Genomic DNA, 14,530 nt, shown 5'->3' on the forward strand with positions numbered 1-14,530 from the left:
TCAATTTTTATATACACTTTGCTTGCATCTTGATTGTCTTCTTGAATAGAGTTCACAAACCATAAAGAACCAATCATAATACGTTTGTCGGAATAAGTGGCTTCTATTCCTTTCCCTACAAACTCTTTGTAGTTAGTTATTTTAACAGGTGCTGTTAACGGAAGAAATTTTTGTATTGCACTGCTTAATGGATGGGAAGATTGCCTAACAACAGAATTGATAAGTTGTACATCACTTGCCGATAATTTTTCTCCTTTGTAACTTACATCAGCTGTTCCGGATTGAGTTATTGTGCCGGTTTTGTCAAATACTATTGTGTCAACATTCGTAAGAGCTTCAATGCTTAGCGCGTTTTTAGGGTAAAACTTATTTCTTCCTAAAATTCGCATCAAGTTTCCGTTTGTAAATGTAGCAGAAAGCAATAGCGCACAAGGACATGCAACTAACAAAATGGCTGTTATGGCATTTAATATTTTAGAAGAATCATTTATATACCAGTATATGCCGCTTGTAAGTGCAATCGATAAAAGTACCCATGTAAATTGTTTTGCTAAGGCATGTACAAATGATTTATTTTTTTGTTCGTTTTCTTTGAATGCCTTGTTATTCCATAGTTGTGTAAGGTAGCTTTGAGAAACTTCTTTTACTACTTCAAGTTCAATGATGGAACCCAGTTGTTTTCCACCTGCATAAATTATTTCTCCAATTGTTTTTTCATTCGGCAATGATTCCCCTGAAACAAAGCTGTAGTCAATACTTGCCTTACCATAGAATAGTATGCCGTCAGCTGGTATAATTTCATTATTTCGAATAATCATTCGGTTGCCCACTTTTAGCTGTGTCACAGGAATATTTTCCTCCAGCTCTCCCTTTTTTATACTAACTGATATAGGGAAATAGGATTTGTAATCTCTGTCAAAAGACAATACTTCGTATGTTTTGTCTTGAAATATTCTGCCAATCAACATGAAAAAAACTATTCCTGACATGGAATCTAGGTATCCTGAGCCTGTTCCCGAAGTAATTTCATACACACTCCTTGCAAAGGTAATTACAATTGCTAGCACTATTGGCGCATCAATATTTAGAAATTTTTGCTTTAAACCACTCCATGCCGATATATAAAATTCGGATGCACAGTATATGAAAACTGGCAATGAAAGAAATAGATTTAAGTAGTTAAATACATTTTTTAAATTACCTTCTGCAATGTTTCCCATCGAGAAATATTCAGGAAAGCTTAACATCATAATGTTTCCGAAGCAAAATCCCGCAATTCCTACTTTGAATACTCGTGATCGATTGTGTTTTTTCGTTTTGTTTTTGGATAAATCATTTAAATTGATGTGGGGTTCGTATCCAATGCTGGTAAGCAATTCAACTACTTGTTTTAGTGAATAGTTGGAAGTGTCGAATACAATAAGAACTTCTTTTTTTAAGAAATTAGTTCGAGAGCTTTTTATGGCAGGGTTTAGTTTGTGTAAATTTTCAAGTAGCCAAATACACGAGCTGCAATGCATTGTTGGTAAATAAAAGCTTACATGCGCTTCTGTGTCATTTTTGAAATGAATTAATTTTGTGGATACTTCTGTATTTTCTAGATACGAGAACTGATTCGGTTTTATTTTTACTTTTTGTGCAATACCCGGATTTTCTGACAAGTTGTAGTATTCGCACAAGTCATTTTTGTTTAATATCTCATAAACCGTTTTACATCCTTCACAGCAGAAATACTTTTGCTCAACTTGAATTGGCATCTCTTTGCAGTCGTCTCCACAATGAAAACAGGTGAGTTTATTTTTTAACTGTGTGTGCATAGTGTATCTATTGGTTAAAAATACACTTCTGCCGACTGATTTAAATTGATAATTCTCATTTGATACTGTAGAATAGGTGATGTCTATCAGTTTTTGTTTGCATCCTAACTGGCTTATTTGCAGAGTACGCAGCTTATTCTTGTTTCTTAGCTAGGTACTGAAACCAAATACTGGAAATTAACGTACAAGTGTAGTATATTATGGATGATTGTATAAGTGGTGGACTATTTTCACTTTGTAAGTTTTTTACATATCTAATTAAAATGCGATAAGAATGAGAAAAATAGAAGATTTTGCCCTTGATTTAAATCATAGATTGCATAAACACGATGTAATACTTGCTTTTGCAGGCGAGATTGACAATAAAACCATGAATACAATCATTGGAAATATTGACGATAAAATAGAAAAGTTAAGTCTCGATCCAATTACTAAAAAACGTTTTTACCATGTAATGGTGGAATGTTTAGAGAATCTGTATCGTCATAACGAACCAATTCCTAATCAAAATAGTACAGAAACGCCATTTGCTGTTTTTACGTTGTTGAAGGAGAATGAAGATTACTTTCTAACCACTGGGAATTATATAAAGAACGACCAAGTAGATGTGTTGAAAGATAAAATCGAGAAAATAAATAGAATGACATTGGAAGAAAAAAAAATATTTTATAGAGAAGTGTTAAGCAATAAAACATTTTCGGAGAAAGGCGGAGCAGGATTAGGCATGATAGATATAGCTTTGCGCTCATCAGATGCTCTTAGTTACGAATTTAAACCAATAAATGATAATTATTCATTTTATGTGTTTCAAACTAAAATACTGAATTAACAGTTTCAATTTTTATATTGTGTATTATGAAACCACTAGCAATTGAAGGTACTGAAGATTCACCTAAAGTAGATTTTAATACTGCAAATAATATTTTAGAATTATCGGGCGTCTCTCGTCCTGAGAATCCGGGTAAGTTTTACGAGTATTTAGCACAATGGGTAGAGAATTATGGCAAGTATTTGTCATGGAGAAAAGGAAATCAGCAAGACCATGTGATTTTTAAAGTAAAGCTCGATTACTTTAATTCAACTTCTGCAAAACATATTTTAGTCGTATTAAATAAATTGAGTGATATCTACAAAGATTATCGTATTCCTGTAGATGTAAATTGGTATTATGACGATATGGATATAAGCATGAAAGAAAGTGGAGAGGAATATTCCAAACTTTTACCTAAACTTACTTTTCATTTTATTCAAAATCAATAAGTAGTCCCGTGCCCTTTATTGACATTGGATTTAACAAATCTGAAATTTCTTTACCACCTGAAACCTAATGATAATAGCCTGTTCACATTATCTTAACTAAGCCGTTGCTCGCAAATATTGACAAATCGGAATAATTGTCGTACATTTGCGCATCTTTTACAAGAACTTCATTTTCTTGACATTAAATTTATTACGAGGAAGTGATTGTTTGAAAGAACCAATGCAAGGTGTATTGGCGAATTACTAACATCGCGGAATCCTTTATTAATAAAGGCCTCGAGTAAAAAACATATATGGAAGATTTCAAATCTCTCGCTATTAACGAGAAAATTATTAAGGCCATTACAGAAATGGGCTTTGAAAAACCAACAGCAATTCAGCAAGAAACAATTCCTTTTTTAACGCAAAATAGCTCTGATATTGTAGCGCTTGCGCAAACAGGAACTGGAAAAACAGCTGCTTTCGGTATTCCTTTAATTCAGAATATTGATAACACAAAGAAAAATATTCAAGCTATTGTGTTGTGTCCTACACGTGAGTTGTGTGTGCAAATTTCTAATGATATTAAGGAGTACAGCAAGTATGTTCCAGGTATCAATGTTTGTGCTATTTATGGTGGAGCAAGCGCAGAAAGACAAATAAGTGAAATTAAACGTGGTGTTCAAATTGTAGTTGGAACACCGGGTAGAGTAATTGATTTGATTGATAGAAAAGCATTAAAGCTTGATAGTATTGAAACTGTGGTGCTTGATGAGGCCGATGAAATGCTGAATATGGGCTTTAAAGAAGATATCAATCAAATTTTATCTTTTACACCTACTGAGAAAAATGTGTGGTTGTTTTCTGCAACAATGCCTACAGAGATACAAGCTATTTCTAGAAAGTACATGAAAAATCCGAAAGAGATTGTTGTTGGAGGAAAAAATCAAGGTGCTGCTAATATTGATCATTGCTATTACATTGTACATGAGCGTGAAAAGTATTTGGCACTTAAAAGAATTGTAGATAGCAATCCTGATATTTTTGCTATTGTGTTTTGTCGTACCAAAATGGATACCCAAAATGTAGCAGATTTATTAATAAAAGATGGTTATAATGCGGATTCTTTGCATGGTGATTTGTCTCAGGCACAACGCGATCATGTTATGAAACGCTACAGAAATAGAGCATTGCAATTGCTTATCTGTACGGATGTGGCTGCTCGTGGTATTGACGTGGATAACGTAACACACGTAATAAATTATAACATTCCGGAAGAATTAGAAAGCTATACACATAGAAGTGGTAGAACTGCAAGAGCCGGAAAATCAGGGGTGTCTATTATTTTGGTAAATCCTCGCGAGACAGGAAAAATTAAAGTGTTGGAGAGAATTACAGGCAGAAAGATTGAAATGAAAGTAATTCCGTCCGGTAGAGAGATTTGTGAGAAGCAGATTTTAGCGCTTATCAAAAAAATTCATAAAACAACTACATCAGACGAAAGTGTAGATAAGTATATGCCAATTGCGCTTAAAGAATTTGATAGCGTTTCTAAGGAAGATTTAATTAAAAAGATTGTTGCTATTGAGTTTGAACGATTATTTAGCTATTATAAAGACACTCCGGATATTAACGTTCATTACGAACAAGGAAGAATTAAACCTAAGAAAAGGTTGTTTGTGAACTTAGGTAAAATGGATGGCTTGAACGAAATTACATTGAAAAACTTTGTAGTCGAAACTGCTGCCGTAGAAGCCAGTTTAATTACACAAGTAGATGTTAAAACTTCGTTTTCGTTTTTAGAGATTAACTCGGATGCAGCTGCAAATACTATTCTTACTGCTTTAACAAATCAAATGTATGGCAATAGAAAAATAGGTGTTGAGCTTTCAGAACAGCGCAGAAGAGATGACCGTTTTGATGGTGGTGAAAGTAGTGGTGGTTCTAGATATGGTAGAAGTAGTGGCGGTAGCAGCAGATATAGTGGAGGTGGAGATAGAGGCGGTTTCGGAAGAAGCAGAGAGCGCAGCAGTGGAGGAGAGAGAGGCGATAGAAGCTCAAGTAGCAGACGATTTGGATCAGGAGATAGAGATAGTAGTAGAGGTGGTTATAAGAGCGAGAGAAGCGGAAGTGGTAGTAGCGAGCGTGGCGGAAGATCACAAAAGTTTTGGAGTAAAAAGTAAGTACTAATTATTTTATAAAATCCCGTTCGGAAAATTATTTTCTGAACGGGATTTTTTTATCCAATTTTAAAACATCTCATACTTATTGAGCCATGCTGAATTTCTTCATATAGCATTTTCAACGAATCGTTAGGTTGTTTCATTCCAATACAATATAACATAGGTAGGTAATGGTCGTTTGTAGGAACTGCTAGTTGGGCCACCTTTCCAAGATTGGTATAATTTATTAAATCGTTAAAGGAATAGGATAATAGTTTTTCTTTACTCCACGAATCAAATTCCAGAGCCCAATCAAATGGATTTGCTGATAAGTTGAAATTTATTTGGGATAAATTGTGAACTATATTTCCGCTACCGATTATCAAAACTCCTTTTTTTCTAAGTCCGGCAAGGTGTTTGCCTAATTCATAGTGGTATTGAGCTGGTTGGGTATAATCAATACTAAGTTGATAAACTGGGATATTTGCCATTGGAAACATGTGCTTTAATACTGTCCATGCACCATGATCTAAGCCCCATTCCGCATCTTCTAAAATTTTTACAGAGGTTGTTTCTTTAATAGTTTGTTTTGCCATTTCGGGTGAGCCACTTGCAGGATATTTTACCTGAAATAACTCCTCCGGAAATCCACCAAAATCATAAATTGTTTCGGGCTTTGTGGTGGTGGCTACGTAAGTACCTCTGGTAAGCCAATGTGCCGAAACAACCATAATTGCTTTGGGTGTAGCCAGTTCGCTTCCTATTTTAGCTAAACCTCGAGTAAAATTGTTGTCGTATAGTGCATTCATAGGAGAGCCATGTCCAATAAACAGCACGGGTTGTGTTTGCTCAACTGAGGTATTATCTAATGAGCGCTCCCACCCTGATAATTTCTGAACTGTTGTCATAAAAAGTCCTCCTAATGATAGTTGTATAAATTGTTTACGTTGCATCTACTTGTATTTCAGATGGTATATACTACTCAAAAATAGAAATTCTTTCTTGGAAATCTTCCAATAAACCTTGATATTGTAGCTGATAATCCTATTTATTAAGTAACTGATGCAATTAAACTCAAAGAAAATTTTAATTACAGGTGGTGCCGGTTTCATCGGTTCGCATGTGGTGCGTTTATTTGTAAGTAAATATCCCAATTACACCATTGTTAATTTGGATAAACTTACCTATGCCGGTAATTTAGCCAATTTGAGAGATATAGAGCATAGCCCTAATTATAAGTTTGTAAAGGGCGATATTGTTGATGCTGATTTTGTAAATCAATTGTTTGCGCAGTATAAGTTTGATGGCGTATTGCATTTAGCCGCTGAATCGCACGTAGATAGGTCAATTGCAAATCCGTTGGAATTTGTAATGACAAATGTAATTGGAACCGTAAATTTATTGAACGCTGCCAAGAATAAGTGGCAGTCATCTCTGGGTGCCGAGCAAAATTCAAACTTGGAAACAAGAAATCTTTTTTATCATATTTCAACTGACGAGGTATATGGAACGCTTGGAGATACCGGTTTGTTTACAGAAGAAACATCGTACGACCCACACAGTCCATATTCAGCCTCTAAAGCAAGCTCTGATCATTTTGTACGGGCATATTTTGATACCTATAAATTACCGGTTGTATTAACCAATTGTTCTAATAATTATGGTTCTTTTCATTTCCCTGAGAAATTAATCCCACTTTCTATTCATAATATTAAAAACAATAAACCCATTCCGATTTATGGTAAGGGCGAAAATGTTCGTGATTGGCTATTTGTAGAAGATCATGCAAAAGCAATTGATACTGTTTTTCATAAGGGAAAAGTTGGAGATACCTATAATATTGGAGGAAACAACGAATGGAAGAATATTGATTTGATTTATTTGCTCTGTGAAATAATGGATAAAAAATTGGGAAGAGCAAAAGGCGAATCTGCAAAACTTATAACCTTTGTAAAAGATAGAGCAGGGCATGATTTACGTTATGCAATAGATGCCTCAAAAATTAAAAGAGAGTTGGGGTGGCAGCCTTCTGTAACTTTCGAGCAAGGACTTGAAAAAACAGTAGATTGGTATTTAAAGAATGACGAATGGCTTACGAATGTTACCAGTGGCGATTATAAAAAATATTACGAACAACAATATACAATTAGATGAGTTTAACGGTTTCTTGTTAAAAATTTATAGGAAATAGCGTAAGAAAAATTAAAATTAGAAACAGTAAAACTCGAAATATAGTTATGTACAATATAAAATACCACACCGAAGATATAAGTAAATACTCCTTTTTAATAACTGGAGGTGCAGGGTTTATCGGTTCTAATATTGTGGAGTATTTATTGAAGTTTGGAGCGAAAAAGGTGGTTGTGTTTGATAATCTTGCAACCGGCTTTGCCGATAATTTAAAAGAGTTTTTAGGAAATCCTTCTTTTCAGTTTATACAAGGCGATATTTGTAATTACGAAGCATGTGTTAAGGCTGTTGAAGGAATTGACTATGTGTTGCACCAAGCGGCATTGGGTTCTGTTCCTCGTTCCATTAAAAATCCGGTGGCTACGAATGCCGTTAATATTGGAGGTTTTGTCAATATTGCATTTGCAGCTAAGGAAGCTAATGTAAGAAGAATGGTTTATGCCAGTTCGTCTTCTGTATATGGCGATAGCAAACAATTACCAAAAATTGAAAGTGTTATCGGAGCACCTTTATCTCCTTATGCTGTAACCAAATTGGCGGACGAGTTGTATGCAAAAGTTTTTAAAGATGTATATGGGATGGAAATAATTGGGTTGCGTTATTTCAATGTATTTGGACCCAAGCAAAGTCCTACAGGAGAGTATGCTGCCGCCATCCCACTTTTTTTAAATGCGTTGAAGAATAACGAAAGCGCTAATATTAATGGCGATGGAGAGCAAACTAGAGATTTTACCTTTGTAGAGAATGCCGTGCAAGCAAATATTAAAGCTTGTTTTTCTACTGATAAGAATGCAATTGGATCTGTTTATAATATCGCAGTGGGCGAACGTATTTCTATTAATCAATTATATACTATTTTGAAGAACACTATAGGTAGCAATGTAAATCCCAACTACAGAGAAGCTAGAATAGGTGATGTTAGAGATTCATTAGCTGATATAACCAACGCTCAAAAAGAATTGGGCTACCAACCTCAAATTAGAGTGGAGGATGGACTTAAAAAGACTGTGGAGTGGTTTTATAAAAACATATAATTTATTTAACAGTAATTAGTGTACTTTCTCTCTTAATACTTAGTACATTCACTTATGGGATTATTCTCAAATCTATTTAGTAAAAAGAAAAAGGAAGAAAGATTGTTAAATCCAATAGATCTTTCTGTTTTAGGTTGTGATATGCACTCCCATTTTATACCTGGGATTGATGATGGTGCGCAAACCATAGAAGATTCGGTTACATTAATTTCATTTTTTCATGAGTGGGGGTACAAAAAGGTAATTACCACACCTCATGTAATGAGCGATACGTATAGAAATACTCCTGAAATAATTTTATCTGGTTTAGAAAAAGTTAGAGAGGCGCTCAAGCAACAAGGCATTCCAATTCAAGTGGAGGCAGCTGCGGAATATTACATGGATTATGAGTTGGAAAAAAAGATTGATGAAAAAACGTTGCTAACTTTAGGAAATACCAAGTATGTGTTGTTTGAGTTGTCGTTTGTGCAGCCACCGGATAATTTGTATCATTTGATTTTTAAAATGCAAACACAAGGTTACAAGCCTGTTTTGGCACATCCGGAGAGATATAATTTTTGGCATTCTGATTTTGAAGTGTACGAACAACTTGTTGATAAAGGCGTAGCGTTGCAGTTAAATTTAAATTCCCTTACCGGCTATTATTCTCCAGATGTTAAGATGATAGCAGAGCGGTTGATAGATAATAATATGGTTTCCTTTCTTGGTTCAGACTGTCATCATGTTGGACATATTAATTTGCTTAAGCAGGTGGTTTATGAAAAGCCATTGGAGAAATTATTAGCCTCCGGAAAATTATTGAACCACACGTTGATTTAGTTTTTATTCAACTCTTCCATACTGCGCTTGATTAAATATCCTAAAAACGCTTCATCTCTGTTTTGAATACCAAGTCGGTTGTTTGTCATGTGTATCAAGCTTTCATAAATCCAAAGTCTTTCAACTAATGGTTTTGCTAAATGTTTGGGCATATTATAATTTGCCGGAATATTGGCAACATATTTTTTTTCTTCTTGAAGCTTTATTACGGCTGAATTGTAATTTTTAATTTCAGCTATCCAAGTATTCATCCATTCATTTTCAAATTCAGCCTCTTCCTGCAATCCATTCCAAAGCATTTCATGAAACCCAACTAGGAACTGTTTTTGTTTTTGAAAATTTTCTTCAAAAGCTTTTTGAGTAATTTCTGCACGTTTTTTTAATTCTTCTGCATCTACATTAGGCTCGTAATTGTAATATGCACGAGGAAACCATGCTTGTTGTATATGAGCGTAGAAATAGCAAACTTCAGAATAGGTTAGTCCGATTGCGTGAGCAAAGCTTAAATGTAATTGAATTGCTGCGCCAAGTGCTTTTTCATAAGACCAACCTTCCGATTCTGAAATGATTGCTAATACTGCATTTGAAGATGCTTGAAATTGTTGCTCTGCAAGTAATATTGCGTATTCGCCTCCATATCGCTCAGTTTCCGGCTCGTAGGCAATGTGTTGAATAGAATTATTCGGATACCATTTTTTATCTTCCGGTAAATCTTTCATCCAAGGAGTTTCTAGGTTTTTGGAAGGATTTAGTGCTATATATTCCGAAAAAAAAGTAGTTAATCTTGGTAGTACATTTTTTTCTAAAGTGTCTTTATTCCCTTTGAAGCGCAGGCGGATATGAGGTCCACGCTCCCAATAACGAATAAAAAAATATTGATTGGCAAGACCTTCTTGTAAAATTTGTTCCGCAAAAGGTTTTACGGCTTCTGTTAATATCGTTTCCCAAGGCTCTGTGTAGTATAGGTAAGAAGCTAACCAATAGTCATTTTTCATGCGTAGTAAGTTTTATTGTCTCGACACCACTTAATTAAGAGTTGGAATCGGATTTCTATTTATTTAGCAATACCATTGCACTACAAATTCTGTAATGTGTTTATGGCCATTGATAGTAAACAATTGATTGGTATTCGGCAACATTTCTTCTATTTTCATGCTTATAGGCGATTTGTCGCTTAGCTTTTCAAACAAATTTACCAAGTACGGATTTGAAAAAGAGATGTACTGTGGCTTGTAATCATCTCTCCCTAATTTTTTAGCATTTTGCGCCTGTTGCTCGTTTTCGGGTTTTTGTGATTGATTGTAAATAACTACAAATACTTCATCAGGCATTCCGTTTTCTTTTCTCCAAATATTTACACGTGTAAAATATTCTCCATCAGTCTCAATAGGTTTTCGCAATGGCAATAATTCTTTGGGCACTTGCCATAATTTGCGCTTAAGTATTAATTGTGTGCCTACCATTACTCTAGGCTGTTGCGTAATGGTTTTAGCGGCTTTTTTAGTTGCAGTTCCAGCATCTTCTTGTTTTGCGGGAATAAAATTTGTTATGGCAGCTCCTACCAAAGGCTGGCTTGATAAGTATTGTGATTTGGTAAATTTATCTAACATCTGAAACAATTGAGAACGCCCTCCATGCCCTTGAAAACCTAGGTCGAAAACAAATATTTCTTTTTTTAATGTTTTGTGAAATAAGGAAATTCTTTTTAATTCTTTATTGTAAAATACGGTTAGTTCAGTTACGGGTACTTGTTTATCAGCGCTAACATTGTTGTGCCCGTTAGGCATCCAAATTTCATTTTCTAAAAGTGGTGGGTGTAGATTTGCATTGAAATACGAAGCATCACAATCCTCAATAAATAATTCATTTTCTTTTTCTTTGCTGTGATTCCATTTTTTTACATCGTTTGAAAATTCATCATCAAATAAATGCATAAATCTACTTACCATTTTTCCCCATCCTGAGAATACTGCATTTATAGTGCCATTCAGCTCTAAGTTTTCCCCTTCAAATAATTGAACAAACATTCCGAAGGATGTGTCTTTTCCGTAGTTGCTAAATCCCGGAGGGATAAGTTTTTCGAGCTCGCCAACAATTTCAGGATTTATAACAATGTTATCCTCGTTATCTTTACTCGTAAATGTCTTTATTAGTTCGGTCATTTTTTTTCGAAATTCTTCTATCAGCTTACCTCTCTCTTCTATTGATTTTACTTTAAACGCATCTGGAATTTCAAATTTTGTTTTTTCGTTTAACTCCTTTTGTAATGCTTGTGCTTCAGGAGATTCCGGTTTTAAGTCTTTTCCTTTTTCTCTGTACTCTTGAATAATTTTAGCATTCTCTTTGTTTTTTTGATCATAAAATTGCGCTTCTGCTTTTTTAAATTCTCTAAAATAATCCTCGTAAAATGTTAATAAATCTATGGTAGCGTCTGTTCCATATTTATTCACAAAGAAATGTCCCATTCTTTGTTGCTCGTCAAAATAGCCTTCAAATAAGGCAAAGGCGGTAGTTAATTGGTGGATTTTTTGTACAAAGTCGTTTAGTTTTTCTTCATTTAATTTAATGTCGGCATCGTATTCGGTGTCTTCGTAAAAGACTTGTTCCGGCTTAAAGTTGAACATCGTAGAAGATTGATGTTTAAAGGCTTCTTCCTTTTTTTCTTCGTCTTTCTTTTCTTCTTCTTTCGGTAATTCAACCTCTGCTGGCTTATCTTCTTGCTTAGATTCCTTAGCTTTATCTTTTAATTCCTTAGCTTTTTTGTCGGCTTCCTCTTTAAGTGCTTTTTGTTTTTCTCTCCATTCTTTTTCTATTTCTTCTTTTGGTCTCCTTTCTTCAGCTGGCAAACCTGCAGCTTCGTGCAGTTTCATGCATACGTTTTTGAAAATGCCGAAACCATCAACTAATATTTGTTTTCTTCTGCTAACATCTGCGGTTTCGTATTCTTTGGCATACACACGTAGTTTTTTTAAAACATCAATAAGCACTGCTACTTCTGTATTTGTTTCCGAAATAGTGGAGAGCTTTTCGCAAAGTTTTAAATCCCATTCCGTATCAATTCCGGAAACTCCAATGTTGTATTCTATAAATCCGTAATCTATAAGCTGCACTAAGTATGCATCTAGTTCGTCATGAGTAGCCTCTATGTATTCTTCTTTAATAAGTTTATCAATCAATTCTTTGTACCCAATTCCTTGCGATTGTTCGGAAATGAGTTCAATAAATAAATCGATAACCGGATTCAGCGGAATACGCTGAAATGCCTCAACATTGTTGTGGTTAGTAAGATATAGGTAGTGGTCTTCCTTTTTTTGAATAGTAGGATTGATACGAATAAGAAAATGTTGCGAGATGCTTTTATTTTTTATTAGTAAAGTTCGGAGGTATTGAAAAAGAAAATTATTAATCCGGATATGGCTAATCATTCTATGAGAAGATGTCGAATCTATCTTTAAAAATGGAGCCTCTAGTTTTAGGTCTTTTGTCGTTTTGCTATGGCACAAGTTTGTAAATGTGCTAAATGGCGATGTTTTAGCATACATTCTTGTTAGGTATTTTACTAAACCTTGTTCTACTTGAGATTCTTTCTTTTTTATTTCCGAAATTTTTTTCTGAGAATAATCCGGAATTCTATTCAGCAATGTTTGGCTTGATAAGATTAATCCTTTTTGAAAATCTTGATTGCTTAGAATGGTTTTGAAGTTTTCTTGAGACTGTTCTATTTCACTCGCGTATTCTTCAATAGCTTTTTGGGAAAGCGTTTCATATTGGTTTAGTAATTCAATAAAAGAGTATAAATTTTGTTTTTCGTTTTCGGAAATATAACTAACAATGCTTTCTATTTTTTCAATATCGTTTAATCGTTCGTTAAAAACATCACGCTTTACATTTAATATATTCTGCTGAACTTTAGAATCCGTTTGAGACGAAACTGTGTTGTATAGGCTGTCATTCAATTGATTTTTTAAGTCGATAATTTTTTTTCGTATTTCAACAGCTTTATCAATGGAATTGATGGTTTTATGAACATGCAGTTTATGTAAGTCATCAGTAGGTCCGCCACTTATGCGTATTATAGAATGAGGGAATAATTGAATAGCGTTTGACATGAATTGGCTGCTTTAGTTTCTTTTAATATAAACAAAAGCTTCTCTAAAAGCAATTTGTGTTACCAAACTTTGTTTGGTATATTCAAGGTGTGAATCCAGATATAGATCCATCTTTAGAAAATTTAAGTTCAGCCGAAAAGGAGTTCGATAAAGCACTTCGCCCTAAGGGATTTGAAGAGTTTTCCGGACAAGATGTTGTGGTAGATAATTTAAAAGTGTTTGTACAAGCTGCAAAGCAACGAGGAGAAGCACTTGATCATGTATTGCTACATGGCCCTCCTGGATTAGGAAAAACAACATTGGCAAATATCGTTGCTTCAGAGCTTGGTGTAAATATAAGAGTTACATCTGGTCCGGTGTTAGATAAGCCAGGTGATTTGGCAGGGTTGCTGACTAATTTAGAAACCTACGATGTGTTATTTATAGATGAAATCCATCGTCTAAGTCCTATTGTTGAAGAGTATTTGTATTCTGCCATGGAGGATTACAAAATAGACATTATGATAGATTCCGGCCCCAATGCGCGCAGTGTACAAATTAAATTAAACCCATTTACATTGGTGGGAGCAACTACACGTTCTGGATTACTAACAGCACCACTCAGGGCTCGTTTCGGAATAACATCTCGACTAAACTATTACAGTTCCGCACTGTTAAAAGATATAATTAAACGTTCATCTGCCATTTTAAATGTGCCAATAGATGAGGCTGCTAGCACCGAAATTTCTAGAAGAAGTAGAGGTACACCGCGTATTGCAAACTCATTGTTGAGGCGGGTGCGCGATTTTGCTCAGATAAAAGGCGATGGAACTATTACCTTAGAAATCGCTCACATGGCTTTGTCTGCACTAAATGTAGATAAGCATGGTTTAGATGAAATGGATAATAAAATCCTAACTACATTAATTGAGAAATTTAAGGGTGGTCCTGTAGGTATTACTACTATTGCAACTGCGGTAGGCGAGGAAGCTGGAACTATAGAGGAAGTGTACGAGCCCTTCTTAATTCAAGAAGGTTATTTAATGCGTACTCCAAGAGGCAGAGAAGCTACAGATTTGGCATATAAGCATGTTGGTCGAATTCCAAATCCCAAACAGGGTGGTCTTTTTGGGTCAGTGTAGAGTAATCTGAGTCAGAGATGGTAATCGAAAAGTGTTGTT

The 14,530-nt window shown here is 34.8% G+C and carries 11 protein-coding genes; 7 read left to right on the forward strand and 4 right to left on the reverse strand.

From position 1 onward, the window contains the following. Positions 1 to 1,817 (reverse strand): heavy metal translocating P-type ATPase metal-binding domain-containing protein (locus J0M08_08680; GenBank protein MBN8703127.1); only part of this gene is annotated, 1,817 nt, incomplete at its 3' end. A 274-nt stretch (positions 1,818 to 2,091) separates the two neighbouring features. Here J0M08_08680 and J0M08_08685 point away from each other — a divergent pair. From J0M08_08685 to J0M08_08695, 3 genes are all read left to right on the forward strand, one after another. After that, the gene (locus J0M08_08685) at positions 2,092 to 2,646 is read left to right on the forward strand and encodes a SiaB family protein kinase (protein MBN8703128.1); all 555 of its coding nucleotides are present in this window, start codon (positions 2,092 to 2,094) and stop codon (positions 2,644 to 2,646) included. Positions 2,647 to 2,672: 26 nt separating this feature from the next. Beyond that, complete coding sequence (locus J0M08_08690; GenBank protein ID MBN8703129.1) at positions 2,673 to 3,077, forward strand: DUF1987 domain-containing protein; 405 nt, start codon at positions 2,673 to 2,675, stop codon at positions 3,075 to 3,077. A gap of 293 nt (positions 3,078 to 3,370) precedes the next feature. After that, on the forward strand, positions 3,371 to 5,239 hold the full coding sequence (locus J0M08_08695) for a DEAD/DEAH box helicase (protein MBN8703130.1): 1,869 nt from the start codon (positions 3,371 to 3,373) through the stop codon (positions 5,237 to 5,239). Positions 5,240 to 5,295: 56 nt separating this feature from the next. Here J0M08_08695 and ygiD read toward each other — a convergent pair whose 3' ends face one another. Next, positions 5,296 to 6,126 (reverse strand): 4,5-DOPA dioxygenase extradiol, encoded by an 831-nt coding sequence (ygiD, locus tag J0M08_08700; GenBank protein MBN8703131.1) that lies wholly within the window; start codon positions 6,124 to 6,126, stop codon positions 5,296 to 5,298. A gap of 154 nt (positions 6,127 to 6,280) precedes the next feature. Between ygiD and rfbB the strand changes: the two genes are divergently transcribed. The 3 genes from rfbB to J0M08_08715 all read left to right on the forward strand — a co-directional run bounded on the left by rfbB (position 6,281) and on the right by J0M08_08715 (position 9,261). Continuing rightward, positions 6,281 to 7,372: a dTDP-glucose 4,6-dehydratase gene (gene rfbB / locus J0M08_08705; GenBank protein MBN8703132.1), complete on the forward strand. Its 1,092-nt coding sequence runs from the start codon at positions 6,281 to 6,283 to the stop codon at positions 7,370 to 7,372. Between the two features lie 83 nt (positions 7,373 to 7,455). Further along, the gene (locus J0M08_08710; protein ID MBN8703133.1) at positions 7,456 to 8,442 is read left to right on the forward strand and encodes an SDR family oxidoreductase; all 987 of its coding nucleotides are present in this window, start codon (positions 7,456 to 7,458) and stop codon (positions 8,440 to 8,442) included. A 54-nt stretch (positions 8,443 to 8,496) separates the two neighbouring features. Beyond that, positions 8,497 to 9,261, forward strand: a complete 765-nt coding sequence (locus J0M08_08715; GenBank protein ID MBN8703134.1) for a capsular biosynthesis protein — start codon at positions 8,497 to 8,499, stop codon at positions 9,259 to 9,261. On the opposite strand, the gene J0M08_08720 is transcribed toward J0M08_08715, so the two are convergent. Both J0M08_08720 and J0M08_08725 read right to left on the reverse strand, forming a co-directional pair. Further along, positions 9,258 to 10,256, reverse strand: a complete 999-nt coding sequence (locus J0M08_08720; GenBank protein MBN8703135.1) for a thiopeptide-type bacteriocin biosynthesis protein — start codon at positions 10,254 to 10,256, stop codon at positions 9,258 to 9,260. The two genes, J0M08_08715 and J0M08_08720, sit on opposite strands and share 4 nt — an antisense overlap. A gap of 63 nt (positions 10,257 to 10,319) precedes the next feature. Beyond that, positions 10,320 to 13,370 (reverse strand): lantibiotic dehydratase, encoded by a 3,051-nt coding sequence (locus tag J0M08_08725; protein MBN8703136.1) that lies wholly within the window; start codon positions 13,368 to 13,370, stop codon positions 10,320 to 10,322. 89 nt (positions 13,371 to 13,459) lie between these two features. Between J0M08_08725 and ruvB the strand changes: the two genes are divergently transcribed. After that, complete coding sequence (gene ruvB / locus J0M08_08730; protein MBN8703137.1) at positions 13,460 to 14,491, forward strand: Holliday junction branch migration DNA helicase RuvB; 1,032 nt, start codon at positions 13,460 to 13,462, stop codon at positions 14,489 to 14,491. The last annotated feature ends 39 nt before the right edge of the window (positions 14,492 to 14,530 follow it).

This window comes from Bacteroidota bacterium (assembly GCA_017303975.1).
In the GTDB taxonomy this organism is placed as follows: domain Bacteria; phylum Bacteroidota; class Bacteroidia; order JAFLBG01; family JAFLBG01; genus JAFLBG01.

What these genes read in the sequence shown, in the direction of transcription:
- J0M08_08685 (MBN8703128.1), top strand. Translation starts at nt 2,092, where the DNA reads ATGAGAAAAATAGAAGATTTTGCCCTTGATTTAAATCATAGATTGCAT.
- J0M08_08690 (MBN8703129.1), top strand. Translation starts at nt 2,673, where the DNA reads ATGAAACCACTAGCAATTGAAGGTACTGAAGATTCACCTAAAGTAGAT.
- J0M08_08695 (MBN8703130.1), top strand. Translation starts at nt 3,371, where the DNA reads ATGGAAGATTTCAAATCTCTCGCTATTAACGAGAAAATTATTAAGGCC.
- ygiD (MBN8703131.1), bottom strand. Translation starts at nt 6,126, where the DNA reads ATGACAACAGTTCAGAAATTATCAGGGTGGGAGCGCTCATTAGATAAT.
- rfbB (MBN8703132.1), top strand. Translation starts at nt 6,281, where the DNA reads ATGCAATTAAACTCAAAGAAAATTTTAATTACAGGTGGTGCCGGTTTC.
- J0M08_08710 (MBN8703133.1), top strand. Translation starts at nt 7,456, where the DNA reads ATGTACAATATAAAATACCACACCGAAGATATAAGTAAATACTCCTTT.
- J0M08_08715 (MBN8703134.1), top strand. Translation starts at nt 8,497, where the DNA reads ATGGGATTATTCTCAAATCTATTTAGTAAAAAGAAAAAGGAAGAAAGA.
- J0M08_08720 (MBN8703135.1), bottom strand. Translation starts at nt 10,256, where the DNA reads ATGAAAAATGACTATTGGTTAGCTTCTTACCTATACTACACAGAGCCT.
- J0M08_08725 (MBN8703136.1), bottom strand. Translation starts at nt 13,370, where the DNA reads ATGTCAAACGCTATTCAATTATTCCCTCATTCTATAATACGCATAAGT.